Annotated in this window: 11 protein-coding genes and 1 tRNA gene; 4 read left to right on the top strand and 8 right to left on the bottom strand. The window is 58.7% G+C overall.

Annotated features, from left to right (window positions below; all coding sequences use genetic code 11):
- Positions 1 to 340: 340 nt before the first annotated feature.
- Entirely contained in the window at positions 341 to 1,207 is an 867-nt protein-coding gene (locus HMPREF2884_RS04630; RefSeq protein ID WP_070615994.1) for a hypothetical protein, read from the top strand.
- Positions 1,208 to 1,290: 83 nt separating this feature from the next.
- On the opposite strand, the gene aceE is transcribed toward HMPREF2884_RS04630, so the two are convergent.
- Entirely contained in the window at positions 1,291 to 4,023 is a 2,733-nt protein-coding gene (gene aceE / locus HMPREF2884_RS04625; protein WP_070615992.1) for a pyruvate dehydrogenase (acetyl-transferring), homodimeric type, read from the bottom strand.
- A gap of 481 nt (positions 4,024 to 4,504) precedes the next feature.
- Here aceE and HMPREF2884_RS04620 point away from each other — a divergent pair.
- Together HMPREF2884_RS04620 and gndA are read left to right on the top strand one after the other, a co-directional pair.
- A tRNA-Val gene (locus HMPREF2884_RS04620) sits at positions 4,505 to 4,580 on the top strand.
- 153 nt (positions 4,581 to 4,733) lie between these two features.
- Positions 4,734 to 6,206, top strand: a complete 1,473-nt coding sequence (gndA, locus tag HMPREF2884_RS04615; RefSeq protein WP_070615990.1) for an NADP-dependent phosphogluconate dehydrogenase — start codon at positions 4,734 to 4,736, stop codon at positions 6,204 to 6,206.
- A 224-nt stretch (positions 6,207 to 6,430) separates the two neighbouring features.
- On the opposite strand, the gene epsC is transcribed toward gndA, so the two are convergent.
- The 7 genes from epsC to HMPREF2884_RS04580 form a co-directional block, all read right to left on the bottom strand.
- Positions 6,431 to 7,015 (bottom strand): serine O-acetyltransferase EpsC, encoded by a 585-nt coding sequence (gene epsC / locus HMPREF2884_RS04610; protein WP_005505599.1) that lies wholly within the window; start codon positions 7,013 to 7,015, stop codon positions 6,431 to 6,433.
- 298 nt (positions 7,016 to 7,313) lie between these two features.
- Positions 7,314 to 8,249 carry a cysteine synthase A gene (gene cysK, locus HMPREF2884_RS04605; RefSeq protein WP_005505601.1) on the bottom strand — a complete coding sequence of 312 codons (936 nt, stop codon included), beginning with the start codon at positions 8,247 to 8,249 and terminating at the stop codon, positions 7,314 to 7,316.
- A gap of 402 nt (positions 8,250 to 8,651) precedes the next feature.
- The gene (locus tag HMPREF2884_RS04600) at positions 8,652 to 9,434 is read right to left on the bottom strand and encodes a DUF6318 family protein (RefSeq protein WP_049327752.1); all 783 of its coding nucleotides are present in this window, start codon (positions 9,432 to 9,434) and stop codon (positions 8,652 to 8,654) included.
- A gap of 117 nt (positions 9,435 to 9,551) precedes the next feature.
- Positions 9,552 to 10,514, bottom strand: a complete 963-nt coding sequence (locus HMPREF2884_RS04595; protein WP_070615988.1) for a DUF6318 family protein — start codon at positions 10,512 to 10,514, stop codon at positions 9,552 to 9,554.
- A 106-nt stretch (positions 10,515 to 10,620) separates the two neighbouring features.
- Positions 10,621 to 11,463 (bottom strand): DUF6318 family protein, encoded by an 843-nt coding sequence (locus HMPREF2884_RS04590; protein ID WP_070615986.1) that lies wholly within the window; start codon positions 11,461 to 11,463, stop codon positions 10,621 to 10,623.
- 284 nt (positions 11,464 to 11,747) lie between these two features.
- Complete coding sequence (locus HMPREF2884_RS04585; RefSeq protein ID WP_070615984.1) at positions 11,748 to 12,941, bottom strand: DUF6318 family protein; 1,194 nt, start codon at positions 12,939 to 12,941, stop codon at positions 11,748 to 11,750.
- A gap of 269 nt (positions 12,942 to 13,210) precedes the next feature.
- Complete coding sequence (locus tag HMPREF2884_RS04580) at positions 13,211 to 14,032, bottom strand: DUF6318 family protein (protein WP_246827924.1); 822 nt, start codon at positions 14,030 to 14,032, stop codon at positions 13,211 to 13,213.
- Positions 14,033 to 14,672: 640 nt separating this feature from the next.
- Here HMPREF2884_RS04580 and HMPREF2884_RS04575 point away from each other — a divergent pair.
- Positions 14,673 to 16,589 (top strand): dynamin family protein, encoded by a 1,917-nt coding sequence (locus tag HMPREF2884_RS04575; protein WP_070615980.1) that lies wholly within the window; start codon positions 14,673 to 14,675, stop codon positions 16,587 to 16,589.
- Positions 16,590 to 16,611: the final 22 nt, after the last annotated feature.

Genomic DNA, 16,611 nt, shown 5'->3' with positions numbered 1-16,611 from the left:
CCCACACTCAACTCGGAAGAGCCGGATATCCTTCTCAAAACACTAGGAGTTTACGATGAAGCTCTAGAACATTCTCCTAGTAGTCATGACGCTGCAGACCCCCCTGTGTATTGTCTGCACATAGCGGCTTGATCCTTTCGTCATGGGTGCGCTCCCAAACTAGTAGGTATTCCCCCATGCCCGAAGTCCTGCTTGAACTTTGGTTCAGCATAGGGCTTAGCATAGACAACTGATTCCCTAAGCACCCGTATTACTGGGCACTACATGGTGATTATCGCCAGAGCATAACCCAGCTTTCTTTACTACCGCATATTCTTTATCCAATTAAGGAGGGAGAATTATGAACCTCAAGAAATTCTTTCAACCCGCAATGGCTATAACGTTTGCATTCACGTTAGCCTGCACATCCTGTTCTACAGGCCCGCAACTAGAACGTGATGAAACAGCCCAAGCAACTCTAGACTATAAAAACAACCAAATCATTACTCCACTCGAAGAATACAATGACCTTTTAGATGAAAATTCCCAGTATTACACTCGAGCCTTGGAAATTCTCAGGCAGCGCTGTTTCGCAAAACACGGCCAATCCTATGAAATATATATCCCGGATGTAGAAGATAGGAAATTCTTTTCGTCCGGTCGCGAGTTTGGCCTCTGGAACCCCGAATACGCCGCCAAATATGGAAACTACAAGCGAGGGAATGCACCATCATCCGGGGGCTATGACACAAAAATCATGGAACAGTGCATGCCTGAAATCTTAGCCACGTTGAAAGAGATCGCGGGCATCAGCCTCGAAGAGCAAAGTGGCCTCACAGAAGCCTATCGTCGAATCCACGGCGAATCCTATGCAGCTGCCATGAATCATCCTGAATGGAAAAAATACCGTGAAGCATGGTGGAAATGCCTATCGGATAAAGGTCTAACGCCACGAAAAGGCGACGAAGAATGGGGTACAAAAGAACTATCAAATGCAACCCGTGCTAGCGGTGATAATAATGCCCCGGCATCAGAAGAAGAAATTCGACTCAGCGTCATTGAAGCACAATGCAGTAAAGATACAGGAATGGCTCAAGGTCTTGCTAATCTTGTAGCTTCGTATCAAAAACCGCTCATCCGGGATAATGAAACAAAACTAGAAGAACAGCGAAAGCAGCTATCAGAAGTTAATCTCCGATATAAAGAGTGGGTTCTCAAAAACCAATAAATATAATGCCCCCGGTTGATGAATCATCAACCGGGGGCATCGTTTAGCGTCTAACGCAGAACCGAGGTTCTACCGCTAAATGCTTAGTGCTGCTCCAGCTCGGAGTTAGCGTTCACGTTGAGCAGGTCGTACTTAGCGAATGCCTTCGCGGGAACGTCTGCTGCAACCTCGCCGCGCTTTGCCAGCATCTGCAGGGTGCGGACAACAACCGACTCTGCATCGATGTGGAAGAAGCGACGTGCACCCGGGCGGGTGTCTGCGAAGCCGAAGCCGTCAGCACCCAGGGTTGCGAAGTCGTTCGGAACGAACTGGCGGATCTGGTCGGGAACATCCGAAGCGAAGTCGGTGGTCGCGACGATCGGGCCAGCAGCGCCTGCCAGCTTCTGGGTCACGTAAGGAACGCGAGCGGGCTGGTTCGGGTTCAGCAGAGCCTCTTCCTCAGCGGCAATGCCGTCGCGGCGCAGCTCGGTCCACGAGGTGACAGACCAGAGGTCTGCGGAGACGCCCCAGTCCTCAGCCAGCAGCTTCTGAGCCTTCTCAGCCCACGGAACAGCAACGCCGGATGCCAGCAGCTGTGCCTTGGGGCCGGAGGTCAGCGGGGACTCGCTAATCTTGTGGATACCCTTGATGATGCCCTCAACGTCAACGTTTGCCGGCTCAGCAGGCTGGTGAATCGGCTCGTTGTACACGGTCAGGTAGTACATGACGTTGTGGTCTTCGTCCTTGGTACCGTACATCTGCTCGATACCGCGCTCCACGATGTGAGCGATCTCGTAGCCGTAAGCCGGGTCGTAGATCTTGAACGCCGGGTTGGTGGACGCCAGAATCGGGGAGTGGCCATCGTTGTGCTGCAGACCCTCACCGGACAGGGTGGTACGACCTGCGGTTGCACCGATGACGAAGCCGCGGCACAGCTGGTCGGCAGCAGCCCAGAAGCCGTCGCCAGTGCGCTGGAAGCCGAACATCGAGTAGAAGATGTAAATCGGGATCATCGGCTCGCCGTGGGTGTCGTAGGAGGAGCCCAGTGCGATGAACGCAGCGGTTGCGCCTGCCTCGTTAATACCCACGTGAACGATCTGGCCCTCGGGGGACTCGGTGTAGGTGAGCATGAGCTGGTGGTCAACGGGCACGTAGTTCTGACCGTTGGGGTTGTACAGCTTAGCCGAGGGGAAGAAGGAGTCCATACCGAAGGTACGTGCCTCATCGGGGGTGATGGGAGCGATACGGTGACCGAAGCCCTTCACGCGCATGAGGTCCTTCATCAGGCGGACGAACGCCATGGTGGTAGCAGCGGTCTGCTTGCCGGAGCCCTTCTTGGTCTGTGCGTAGACCTTGGACTCGGGCAGGATAATCTCAGGCTGGGTGTTTGCACGGCCGGGGATGTAACCGCCGAGTTCCTTGCGGCGTGCCTGCATGTACTGCAGTGCCGGGTGGTTTGCCTCGGGCAGGTAGTACGGCGGGTTGTACAGATCCTTCTCCAGCTCCTCGTCGGAGATGGGGATGTTCAGGTGGTCACGGAAGCCCTTCAGTGCTTCCATGGTGAACTTCTTGATCTGGTGGGTGGAGTTACGTGCCTCGAAGTAGGGGCCGAGCTCCGCACCCTTAATGGACTGTGCCAGGATGACGGTGGGCTTGCCCTTGGTCTCCATAGCTTCCTTGTAGGCTGCGTAGAGCTTCTTGTCGTCGTGGCCACCCAGGCGCAGGTTGAAGATCTGCTCGTCGGTCAGGTCTGCAACGAGTTCCTTGGTTTCGGGGTACTTGCCGAAGAAGTGCTCGCGGATGTAGCCACCGTCTTCGCCACGGAAGGTCTGGTAGTCACCGTCGAGGGTCTCGTTCATCAGCTGGATGAGCTTGCCGCTCTTGTCCTTCTTGAGCAGCTCGTCGTAGTCGGAGCCCCACAGGACCTTGATGACGTGCCAGCCTGCGCCGCGGAAGAATGCCTCGAGCTCCTGAACGATCTTGCCGTTACCGCGAACGGGGCCGTCCAGACGCTGCAGGTTGCAGTTGACGACGAAGGTCAGGTTGTCCAGGTGCTCGTTTGCAGCCAGCTGCAGTGCACCACGCGACTCGGGCTCGTCCATCTCGCCGTCGCCCAGGAATGCCCAGACGTGCTGCTCGGAGGTGTCCTTGATCTTGTGGTTGTGCAGGTACTTGTTGAAGGATGCCTGGTGGATAGCGTTCAGGGGGCCCAGACCCATGGAAACGGTCGGGAACTGCCAGAACTCGGGCATGCAACGGGGGTGCGGGTACGAAGGAATACCGTTTGCGCCCTTGGTCTTCTCCTGGCGGAAGCCGTCCATCTGCTCTTCGGTCAGGACGCCCTCAACGAATGCGCGGGAGTAGACACCGGGGGAGGAGTGACCCTGGAAGAAGACCTGGTCACCGCCACCGGGGTGGTTACGGCCGCGGAAGAAGTGGTTCTGGCCCATTTCGTAGAGGTCAGCCACACCTGCGAAGGTGGAGATGTGACCGCCAACGCCGATGCCCTTCTTCTGGGCACGCTGAACCATGATTGCTGCGTTCCAACGAATCCATGCACGGTACTGGCGCTCGAGTTCCTCATCACCGGGGTACTCGGGCTGCTGGTCGACGGGGATGGTGTTGATGTAGTCGGTCTTGACCAGAGTCGGGACCTTAACGCCCTTTGCGCCAGCCTCCTTGAGCAGTGCGCGAAGGATGTACTCTGCACGCTCGGTGCCGTGAGTCTTGATAAGGTCCTCGAGGGACTCGGCCCACTCCTGGGTCTCTTCTACGTCGATGTCCTTGAAGCCATCGAGAAGGGTGCTCAGGGAGTGCTCGTTCGGTACGTTAGCCAAACTAATCCAACCTCTCTTCTGTGCGGTTGTGAGATCGCCCGCCCCGCGATGTTGCGTTGTCGAACAATCTTTGTGTTTAAGCGCTATAGGTCCGTAAGACCCACATCGCTTCTTATCTCTACTATCTTAGACCTAAAGCTGGGGCTCTTGGTCTCAAATGAGGGTTTTTGTGGTGTGGGTTTCGTATTGTGACTATCTGGGTGGGAAAAATACGCATCAAAAGTACTAGTTAGGGTCTTTTTGCACCTAAATGGCGCGGAATGGTGGGGTTGGCGGAATGGCGCGGAACGAGGGGGTGCGACCCATCTGAGGGGAGAGTGTCAACTATGGCTTGGTGTGGCTTGGTGTGGGGTGCAGTGGGAAAAGGAAAAAAATACTGAGACATAGAACACGCTCCGTGGATTTGCATGTCATATCGAAAGCCCGTATAGTTTTTTCTTGTGTTCGCCACTGGGTCGTCAAACGAAACAGTGAGAACTACGGGTCTTTAGCTCAGCTGGTAGAGCGCCACGTTTACACCGTGGATGTCATCGGTTCGATCCCGGTAGGACCCACCAATTACCCCGGTACCGCAAGGTACCGGGGTTTTTCCGTTCTAAGCACTTTCTCCACGCGCTATATTTCTCCAAGAGTGAGAAGGGCGACTCTTCAGAGCATAAAAGTGCACTCCACCTATATATAGCCTGCCCTCAGCGCGTATCCTTATATACATGACTGAAAACAAGAAGGCACAGATTGGTGTCACCGGCCTTGCTGTCATGGGCGCAAACCTCGCCCGCAACCTGGCACGTAACGGCTACACCGTGGCACTGCACAACCGTTCCGTAGAGAAGACCGACGCACTGCTGGCTGAGCACGGCGCAGACGGCGACTTCATCCGCACCGAGTCCCTGCAGGAACTCGTCGACTCCCTCGAGTCTCCCCGCCGCATCCTGATTATGGTCAAGGCGGGCGCACCCGTCGACGCTGTTATCGAGCAGCTCACCCCCATGCTCGATGAGGGCGACATCATTATTGACGGCGGTAACTCCCACTTCCCCGACACCATCCGTCGCGAGCACGCCCTGGCTGAAAAGGGCCTGCACTTCGTAGGCGTTGGCGTCTCCGGCGGCGAAGAGGGCGCTCTCTGGGGCCCCTCCATGATGCCCGGCGGTTCCGCAGAGTCCTACAAGCACCTGGGCCCGCTGCTCGAAAAGATCGCAGCGAAGGCACCCCAGGACGGGGCACCCTGTTGCGCATGGATTTCCACCGACGGTGCGGGCCACTTCGTGAAGATGGTCCACAACGGTATCGAGTACGCCGATATGCAGGTTATCGGCGAAGCTTACGACATTCTGCGCTCCATTGCAGGCATTGAGCCGGCACAGCAGGCAGAAATCTTCAAGACCTGGAACGAAGGCGACCTGAGCTCCTACCTGATCGAAATCACCGCAGAGGTGCTCGCACAGGTAGACGCAAAGACCGGCAAGCCCCTGGTTGACGTTATCGTTGACGCAGCGGGCCAGAAGGGTACCGGCCTGTGGACCGCTAAGGCTGGCCTGGACCTCGGTTCCCCCGTCTCCGCTATCGCAGAGTCCGTGTTCGCACGTGCCCTCTCCTCCTCCGAGCGTGAGCAGCGCGAGCAGGCACAGCGCGAACTGCCCGCCGGTCTGATTGCAACCACCGGCATCGGTGCAGGCGACCCCGAGTTCGTTGAGGATGTGCGCCGCGCACTCTTCGCATCCAAGCTCGTTGCGTACGCACAGGGCATGGACCTGCTCACCCGCGCAGGTAAGGAATACGGTTGGGACCTGAAGCTGGACACCATCGCATCGCTGTGGCGTGCAGGCTGCATTATCCGCGCCGAGCTGCTGGGCGACATCATGGCTGCCTACGCAGGCGAAGCACCCGCAAACATGCTGCTGGCACCCGCATTCAAGAACCTCATGGAGGAGCTCGTTCCTTCCTGGCGTCGCGTGGTGGCTAAGGCAACCGCACTGGGCATCCCCGTGCCGGTGTTCGCTTCCGCACTGTCCTACTACGACGGCCTGCGCCGCGACCGCCTGCCCGCATCCCTGATTCAGGGTCAGCGTGACTTCTTCGGTGCACACACCTACGGTCGTATTGACGAAGAGGGCGCCTTCCACACCATGTGGAACGGTGACCGTTCCGAGGTGAACGCAGCGGACATTCACGTTCACTAAGCTCACGTAGCTGAATACATAAAGCCCGCCTTCGGCTGGATGAGAATCCAACCGAAGGCGGGCTTTCGTTATGTCTTGATGGGGCACGGCACCCCCGAGATGCCTCAGGGGTATCTTGAGGGGCGTATAGCAGGGGAGAAGACCTGCGGAGCCCGGTGAGGAGCGCGGAGCCTCGTGAGGAGCCGCCAGGTGCGTCTCTACCGCCTCAAAACGCTTGCCAAGCGCTAAATCCACATGGCGGGGTCAATATACTCCACAGCGTCCACCAGCGGCTTCTTCTTCTCCGGGGTACGCGGGCGGTGCTTCGCCGGAATACCGGTAATAATCGAATCGGCGGGGTGATCGTTGACGACCACAGCGTTCGCACCAATAGCGCTATCGGCACCAATCTCCACCGGGCCCAGCACCTTCGCACCGGCACCAATGGTCACACGGTCACCAATAGTGGGGTGACGCTTCACCTTCTCCAGGGAACGACCGCCCAGGGTCACGCCGTGGTACAGCATCACGTCGTCACCAACCTCAGCGGTCTCACCAATCACAATGCCCATGCCGTGATCAATGAAGAAACGGCGGCCAATGGTCGCACCGGGGTGAATCTCCACACCGGTCAGAAAACGAGCAAACTGCGAGAGAGTACGAGCCAGAGCCTTCGTCTCATCCTTCTGCCAGAGCTTATGGGTCAGACGGTGAACCCAAATCGCGTGCATACCCGAATAGTTCAGCGCAATCTCGACAGCGCCGCGCGCAGCAGGATCGTGCTGGCGGACGTTCTCAATATCTTCACGCAGACGCGCAATAAAACTCATGGGTTCCCTTTCCCTCATCGGTCGCGCTCTGTGTATGCGACCTTTCCAAAGGTACCAACAACGGTGCTCATTCACCTATTCCCGAACTCTGTCGTCGTCATAGTGAGTGCTCTCTTTAACATCTCGGTCACAATTGCGTGCGGAACGTAATATTCGGGCTCGGGCGGGTCTCAGCGGGGGAGCATCGCGAGAAAACGCAAACGCTCCGCCCCGGCATGCAACCGGGACGGAGCGTCGAACACTGCGTACTGTTCTAGATGGCGGCCTCACGGGGAGGGGTGCCGAAGACCGGGGCCTATTAGCCGCGGATATCCTCGTACAGAGCGGTAGAGATGTAACGCTCACCGAAGTCGGGAACGATAGCCACAATCAGCTTGTCCTTGTTCTCAGACTTCTTAGCCTCCTCCAGAGCAGCCCACACAGCCGCACCGGAAGAAATACCGCCCAGAATACCTTCCTGGGTAGCCAGCAGGCGGGAGGTGCGCATAGCATCCTCAGCGCTGACCGGGGTCACGGAATCGTAGATGCCGCGGTCCAGGGTGTCGGGAACGAAGTTAGCGCCCAGGCCCTGAATCTTGTGGGGGCCAACGCGACCCTCGGAGAGCAGCGGGGAGTCCTTCGGCTCAACCGCAACAACCTTCACGTTCGGGTTCTGCTCCTTCAGGTACTTACCGGTACCGGAGATGGTGCCGCCGGTGCCAATACCCGCCACAAAAATGTCGACCTTACCGTCGGTTGCTTCCCAAATCTCCGGGCCGGTGGTGTTGTAGTGAATGGTGGGGTTCGCCTCGTTGGAGAACTGGGACGCCAGGATAGCGTTCTCGGTGGTCGCAACGATTTCCTTAGCCTTCTCCACAGCGCCGCGCATACCCTCGGTACCGGGGGTCAGCACAATCTGAGCACCGTAAGCGCGCAGCAGCACGCGACGCTCAGCAGACATGGTCTCCGGCATGGTCAGGATGACGCGGTAACCGCGAGCAGCACCCACCATAGCCAGCGCAATACCGGTGTTACCGGAAGTGCCCTCAACAATGGTGCCGCCGGGCTTCAGCGCACCCGACTTCTCAGCAGCGTCAATGATGGCGCGACCGATACGGTCCTTAACCGAACCAGCGGGGTTGTAGAATTCAAGCTTGACCGCTACGTTACCGGGAAGACCTTCGTCCAGTCGGTTCAGCTTAACCAGGGGGGTCTGGCCGGTTGCTTCAACAATGCTGTTGAGAATCTTTGCCATGGGGTGCTCCTTACATGAGCCTGGGGGAGGCCAGCCGCGACGGGGTCTCCGCAATGAATAATCGGTTACGTGGCAACTCTACTACTCACCGGCGGCAGGTTTAAACCTGCGGTCACAGTTCGTAATAATGCCAGAGAAAAACCTCAAGGAACGAGGTTCAGAAAGAGGGTACAGAAAAGCGCCGCACAAACCCTTTCTCGACAAAGGATGATGAATGTGCGGCGCTCTCTAGAAACATTATGTAGCCCAAAAGACAACCTCTGTATATAAGAGTAGTGATGAACTCCGTTCACCGCAAGCTGGAGCCACAAATTTTATTGCCATCAATGGAAAAAACAGTAGAAAACCGCATCCTGAGATGGAAAAGACGCAAAAGCGGGGGAGAAAACCAGCCTCAGAGGACTAGTTGATGTCCATGTGAAGGTCCCACTTGTTGTTCAGGTAGCGGCCAACAGCCTCACCAAACATCTTCACGTGACGCTTATCAGCCGCCACGGTCTGCTCCTTGCCGTCCTTGAACAGCTTCTCACCTAGATCAACGTTCAGAGTCACGGTCCAGTTGTACGCGCCCTGAGCCAGAACCGGCTGCTTAGTACCAATAGTCAGGGTAGCGGTCGGGTTCACGTACCAGGTCTTCTTCTCATCAATACCGGCCTTGGTGGAGTCCGCGTACTTCTTCATCGCCGCCAGGGTCTCCTGGTCGGTGCTGACCTCGTTCATGTAGTGCATATCGCCGGTACGCAGCAGGTACTCAAACGCCGCACCGAAGTACGCCAGAGCCGCCGCGAAGCCAGCCACCGAATTCTGGTGCATAGCCTCCGGAACAATCGGGGACGGCACGTTCTGCGGCGGGTGCTCAGCGTTACCCGGCTGGTACTCGCCGTGATCCTCCATCTTCTCCAGCTTCGCTACGCCGCTGTAATCCTTATTGTCGTTGGGCAGCGGAGAGTTCGTCGCAGTAGCCGAAGCCGACGCAGAAGCGGAAGGGGAAGCAGACGCCGAAGCCGACGCAGAAGCGCTCGGCGACGCGGTAGCAGACTCAGAAGCAGCAGCAGAAGCGCTCTCAGAGCCAGAAGCGGAAGCAGACGCCTCAGAAGTAGCCTTAGAGCCACAAGCCGCCAGCAAAGCCATAGAGCTGACGCCCAGCACACCCAGCGCCGCGCGGCGGGTCAGGTTCTCGGACATAGTGATACCTTTCAGTCAGTCGGTGATTGCAACCAGTTTAGCCGCAAACCCAACGGGATACAGAGTTGAGTGGACGAAGCGTGAGAAGCGCCTCGCAGATAAAAGCGTTATGACGAACTATGACGCCGCGGAAGTGGCGGACGCCTCAGCAGAAGCGGCGGCAGAAGAGGGCACGGAAGCCGAACCGGATGCTGCCGCGCTCGCAGAGGAAACACCACCCTGAGCAGCGCTACCCTGAACAGTAGCACCGTACGCCACGCTCAGCTCCCACATCTTAGAATCAGCGTGGTAGCGGCCGCGGAAATCGCACTCCTGAACCGTCACCTGAGAAGCCGGACCCGCCGCAGTAGCAGTAGCCGAAGCAGTGGGGGACGCCGCATCAGATACCAGCGCATCCTCGGATGGCTCAGTAGGCTCAGCAGACGCCGAAGCACTCGCCGAGGCAACCACTGGCTGAATCTTGCCCTCAGCCACCGCCTCTGCACCAAAGTCCAGAGTGTACTTGCCCTTAAACAGCAGATTGCCATCACTCATAATCGACGGCTGAGCGCTCGCCAGAGCATAAGAAGCCGACGGGTTCACATACCAGGAACCCTTCTCCACACCCGCAAGAATAGAAGCCGACAGAGCATCCACCTCAGAGCGGGTCTTCGACGACAGCTGAATGCCGGTCGAGAACGCATCCGTGCTACCGGTCTTCACCAGATAATCCATAGCCGCTGCAAAATAAGCAATCGCCTCATGAAAACCCGTCACCGTATTCGCCGACAGAGCATCAGTCACCTTCGGCTTCGGAGCATTACGCGGCGGATGCTCCACCGTACCCTGCTCATAATTCAGCGCACCCTCATAGTGGGTGTACTCCACCAGACCCGAATAGTTCTTACCATCATCACTGTACCCATTCGGGTTAGCGCTCGACTTCGAACCATTCAGGCTACCACCCTGAGAACCTGACTGCTGGCTAGAACCACCCGAACCGCACGCGCTCAACAGCGCCGCAGAACCGGCAACAGCAGAAACGCCCACACCCAGGCGCATCAGGGAGCGGCGAGAGAAAGACTGAGAAAAAGAAGACATAAGAGAAAAACCTTGAATCCAGGAAAGCTCGTTACTACCAGAGTAAAACAAATCATGCCCTAACCCGAGTGCGAGTTAGGGCATGATGCCTCATCCATCTGAGGGCTTAAAGGTTGTCACCATTAGAATTGCCGCCATTACCGGAGTTGCCGGAATTGCCAGCATTACCGCCGTTAGCGGCACCACCATTAGCGCCACCATTCTGCGGCTGAGCCGAAGCCTGAGCCTCGTACTCATCCTGAATCGTCAGAGTCCAGTCATTATCGTGGCGCACACCGGTAACCACCAGACCGCGCTCAGTACGGCGCACCTTCTCAGACATCTCCGCGGGAGCACCGTCAATCACCACGGTCGGACCCAAATCAATCACCAGGTCAAAGGTCCACTGCACGCTCTTCTTCACCAGCGCAGGAACTGCAGTGAACGCAGACATGGTCACCTTCGGCGACACAAACCAATCACGATTCTGCGAGCTCTCATTCGACTCATCCATAAACGAAGAGAACGACGCAACGAATTTCTCATCAGCCTTCGAGTCACGCAGCGGAGCCGCATCACCGGTCAGCACCAGGTAATTGATCGCCGCATACACGAAAGCAATCGAATCGTACAGACCCTGCACCGAGTTCTCCGACGCGCTTGCCGGACGCTTGGGGAACGGCACGTTCTGAGCGGGCGCAGACTCGGTCGCCGGAACGAAATTACCCTTCTTCTCATAGTTGTCGAAGGTGACCTCGCCGCTAAAATCAGTACGCGCAGAAGCCGAAGGGGAAATCTGAGGGGTATCCGCATCAGCGTTCTCGCTAGAAGAAGAACCACCGCCGCACGCAACCAGCAGGGCGCTCAAAGACACGCCCGCAACGCCCGCACCCGCATAACGCAGAGCAGAACGGCGGCTGATGCCGGTGGTGGAACTGGGAAGCCCGGAGGTCATGGGGAAAAGCGCCACGGAATACCTTTCGAGTGAGAATCTCAGGTGAGAGACGAGTGAGAGAACGCCTCGACGAGCGGATATCACACGCGGACATCCCTCTAGAGACAGTCCTAAGTATAACGCGCCCCCGCCTTCACACCCGTGCGTACCAGTGCTCAAAGGAGCGTGATATGCCGCCCATCAGCGAACTTACCGTGACTAGGAACTTAGTGGAACCAGCGGGAGCATCGCACCGGATGGGGTGAAAGAGGGGACGCGTTCATCGTCTATAGGGGGAGGGGCTACTCGGTCTCTAGGGGCTACTGGGCGCCCTCACCGGGAACACCGGCAGGTGCCTCAGCGCCGCCAGCAGCACCGCCCGCATCGGGGGCACCGGGCGCTACGGTCGGCTGAACCGTCGCAGCTGCAGGCTGAGTCGCCACGGGCTGCGCGGGAGCGGTAGCCGCAGGCGCCTGGGTAGCGGCAGGCTGAGGAGCCTGAGCCGCGCCACCCTGACCAGCAGAACCCTGATCGGCACCACCATTCTGAGAACCAGTGTACTGACGGGAACCGCCCTGACCTGCACCATTCTGGGCGGTAGGAGCCTGCGCACCACCGTTCTGTGCGGCACCATTCTGAGCAGTGCCCTGAGGCGCGCCGTTACCCGAAGTATTCGCGCCGGCGTTCGCACCAGCATTAGCCGCCACAGTGCTGTCATCAGTCACCGTCGGGGTATAGGTCGAGGAAGGATGCGCGCGCGGAGTCTGAGTCGGCTTCGGAGCCAACGCGGGATCGTACTGCTGAGGCGAAATCACGACCCAGCGCTTCGCTTCCTCATCGTACTCAGCGTACAGAGCCTTAATCTCCGGGGCCTCAGTGTCCTCCAGAGGCTTGGTCGTATTGGTTGCCTTCTCAACCCGCATGCCGTGTGCCTGAGTCACGGTGCACGCCCACGAATACTTCGTGCCGCGGGTCGTCGGCTGCTTATCGGTCAGACGGAACGTCCACTCGCCGCCCACCAGCCAATTCGTACCGGGAGCATAGAACGCACGCAACTTCTCCAGCGCCGCACGGTCGGTAGAGTTCTGCGCCTGAACCACCTGCAGAGCAGGACCGGGGTCACCAGTCATACGGGCATAGTTCACCGCCGCCGCAAAATACGCGAAGGTGGCGCGCAGGCTACGGGCGTTCTTCTCGTACATGGTCTCATCCTCAATGGGGATGGGCACGGCACTAGCCTTAGAATCAACGCTTGCCGGGCCGGCAGTCGGCTCAATCGTGTACACCTGACCGGTTTCCGGGTCGGTGCTGCTCATCGGGGCCGCACCGTTGCCCGCAATGTACTTAGTCCACTTCAGCTCGCCCGACAGGTTGTCGTAGGCGCCCGCAATCGAAGCGGAAGCAGTGGGGGAGGCGGTCGCCTCCGCAGTCTTTTTGGAACCGCAAGCGGCAAACATCGCACCCAGGGCGGCGGTGCCCGTAAGCGCAATAAAGTGGCGGCGGCTGTGAATCATAGTGATCCCCTTGAATGTGCTGTGATGCGGAAGTATCGGTGATAAGTGAAGAGCTCACGCTCCAATTCTCAGCCTAACATCACGCCCCTACAGGAGGGCGCGAAACAGTCACCCGCAGGGCGGGTAGACGCGTATTGAGGCGAAAATGGGCGGACCTCATCTAGCCCCTAGCCTATAGATTTCACGCGTGGCACACAAATAAAAGCCCTCATCCGTGCCTCATATCACCCAATATGACGGGTTCTTTGAGGCACGGATACAAAGAAGCTTTAGGCTGAGCCTCGAATATAACGAGTCGCCTTAGAAGAGGTGCTCTCATTCGGGGTCGGGTGCGCACTCGGAATATTCGCGGACGGTTCAGCGGTAGCCGCAGGGGTAGCGGTAGTACTCGGGGAAGACTTTGGATCCTCCAGCATCTGCCAGCCCTCTTCACCAAAGTAGACGTACGCATCCGCCTTCTGATTGCTGCCGTAGATGCCGGTGAGCTGCTCACGCTGACGGGTCTCATGATTGAACAGGAACGCGTTCTCGTCCACCTTCAGGGTTGCCTTCCAGCAGTAGACATCCTGCTCGGTGGCGGGCACCGGCTGAGGGGAGCTCAGATTAATGCACATGGGATGGTTATTCTTAGAGACCAGCCAGCCAATGTTGTAGCGGTAGATATCGCGGTACATCTGTGCCATGTGGTTAAAGTGCTCCTGGCCGGGCAGACCCATGAAAGGATCGGTATCGCCGGTGAGGAGCATATAGTTCTGCGCCGCACCCCAGTACTGCAGGAAGGCGTGCAGGCCCTCGACGGTGCGCTCTTTAGCTTCCGGGGGCATGGTGGGGCGGGGGACATTGACGGCTCGATGGCTCAGGGTGCCGTTTGAGAAATTTCCGGAACGCTCAAAGAACTGATCCGGCAAAAGAGCCGGTCCGCGACCATCCAGAGCCGATGCGGGCAGGGGCTCGGCGTAGGTGATGCTGCGCGTGGTGGTCGCAGATTTGGTCTGGGGGCTCTGAGGAGCAGCCTTAGTAGGGGAAGGGTTAGCGAGTGGTTGAGGGCGAGAAACTGCGCTGGGGCTGCAAGCGCTTGCGAGTGCACTCAATGCTGCTCCGGAAGAAAGAGCAAGAAGATGGCGACGTGACAGCGAACCGAACATACGCAACCTTTCGCAAGAGTAAAGACGGGCAGGCAGTAACGGGTAGCTCGGATGCAGTGAACCTCAACGGCAGTTGATTGCAGTTGTGTGAGGGGTCGGTGAGCGTTCCCGAGGGGTGTGGCATACCGCAGTGAGTGCGGATGCGATAGAAAGGGCAGGTCAGAAGCCACCTGAAGGAATCGGTATGGGTTATGACCTGCCTGGTTGTCGTGCTCAATGATTCTAAGCGTACTTTCAGGTTCACAATGACCATATCTGCGCTTGAGCGTAAAAAGTTATCAAATCTTAATATTTGCCCGTTTTATGCGGGTTATAAAACGTACCAATGTGTTCCGGGTAACCGCATTGAAACGTGCTGATTTCCTGCGGAAAATCAAGGATTTTCTCACCTGATCTTCTTATGAATAAATCATAAATTGGAGTTGTTGCGCCCAGTGTGCAAGTAGTATCTCAACCTCTTCAGGTTGTCCAAACACCTATCAAAAACACCTCAATATGGGCCCCCAAACAACCCGTAGCCGTAACGCGCCCACCGCAACGCCCACACATGGCATGAAGCAGGTGCACCCTATGGGACAATAGCGCTGTGACTACCACCGACTATGCGCAGCTCAAAGCAGCCCGCGAATTGCTCACTCGAATCCCCCTCCCGCTCGACGTAGAAGCCGGCGAAACCCCCGGCACCCCCTACACCGTCACCCACGACGGCACCGCCACCGCGCGCACCCTGCTCGCCGCCATGGCACGCCAACTTGACGATTACATCCTGCCCCGCAGCGCCAGCGTCGACAACCCCCTCACCATCGTGGTCGGAGGCTCCACCGGCGCCGGCAAATCCACCCTCGTCAACACCCTGCTCGGCGAACCGCTCACCCAGTCCGGCGCGATTCGACCCACCACCCGCCACCCCGTACTCCTGCACCGCGCAGAAGACGAAGCGGCGCTGTCGCCCGAACGCTTCCTGCCCACCCTGCCGCGCACCCGTACCTCCGGCATGAACGCCGGATCGCAGGCACTACCCGGCCTCGACCCGAAGATCGCGCGCGCCCTCATTCCTATTACTACCTCGGCGCTACCGCAGGGCATCGCGCTCATCGACGCACCCGATATCGACTCCGTCTCCGAGGAAAACCGCACCCTCGCCAAGGAACTGCTCTCCGCCGCTGACCTGTGGCTCTTTGTCACCACCGCCAACCGCTACGCCGACGCCGTGCCCTGGGAACTGCTCCACGAAGCAGCCGCACGCTCCATCGCCATCGCTGTGGTGCTCAACCGCGTGCCCGAAGGCGACGAAGAAGCCATCGAAAACGACCTGCGACGCATGCTCGACGAGGCCGGAATCCACGCCGTACTGATTCACACCGTCACCGAACAGCCCCGCGACGAAAGCGGGATGCTCGCACCCGTCAGCCTCGCCCCGCTGACCCTGTGGATCCGTGAACTCGGCGCCGACGCACCCGCCCGCGCCGCCATCGCCCGGCAGACCCTCGCCGGTGCCGTCGAAACCCTCGCCGGTAACCTGCAGGTGCTCGCCGCCGAACAGGCACGCCAGCAGGCGGTACACCAGTCGCTTGCCACCATCGCCGCTGAAGAATACGAGGACGCGCTGACCACCATCGACGGTGCCCTCTCCGACGGCTCCCTGCTACGCGGCGAAGTGCTCTCGCGCTGGCACGACTTTGTGGGAACCGGCGACTTCTTCCGCTCCCTCGACAGCACCATCGGTCGCCTGCGCGACCGCGTCGGCTCCGCCCTGCGCGGTCAGCCCGCTGCCGCCCAGAAGGTAGAAGACGCCCTCGAAAGCGGCATCCACGCCGTCGTGCTGGATGCGGCCGCACGCGCCTCCGAAAACACCCGCACCCGCTGGCGTGCCAGCCGCGCTGGACGCTCCCTGCTGGCGCGCCTTGATGCGCCGCAGGCTGTTTCTGTTGCGCCGCAGACGGCCTCCGCCGCGGCGCCCGAACAGAACGCAGGCGCAAACGGCGAGGCGAAGGGCAACGAAGCGAAGGGTGAAGTGCAGTCCGCCGAAGACATCTTCTCCGCAGCCGTTGCCGAACAGATTCGCCTCTGGCAGGGCTCCGTCCTCGAAATGATCCGCGAAGAAGGCGCCGACAAGCGCAAACGCGCCCGCTTCCTCTCCCTGGGCGTGAACGCCGCCGCCGTGATGCTCATGGTCGCCGCGTTCAGCCTCACCGGCGGCATTACCGGTATTGAGGCGGGTATCGCTGGCGGTAGCGGCGTGGTCGGCACCAAACTGCTCGAGTCCATCTTCGGTGAAGACGCGGTGCGCCGCATGGCAACCCGCGCCCGCACCGACCTGCTCGAACGCATGGCGGATCTGCTCACCGAACACGCTCAGCCCTTCACCGTGGTACTCGAAGAAACCGACCCGCAGGCTGATGCCGAGGACATTCACCGTGCCGCCGAGCAGGTACAGGCGATCGCCGCAGAAATGAGTGCGCAGAGCCAAACTGCCCACACTAACGGCACGGTTGCCCGCTAAACCACTCCGGACAGGCACCCCG

It is taken from the genome of Rothia sp. HMSC073B08 (assembly GCF_001812975.1).
In the GTDB taxonomy this organism is placed as follows: domain Bacteria; phylum Actinomycetota; class Actinomycetes; order Actinomycetales; family Micrococcaceae; genus Rothia; species Rothia mucilaginosa.
This window is presented reverse-complemented; position numbering and strand designations above follow the sequence as displayed.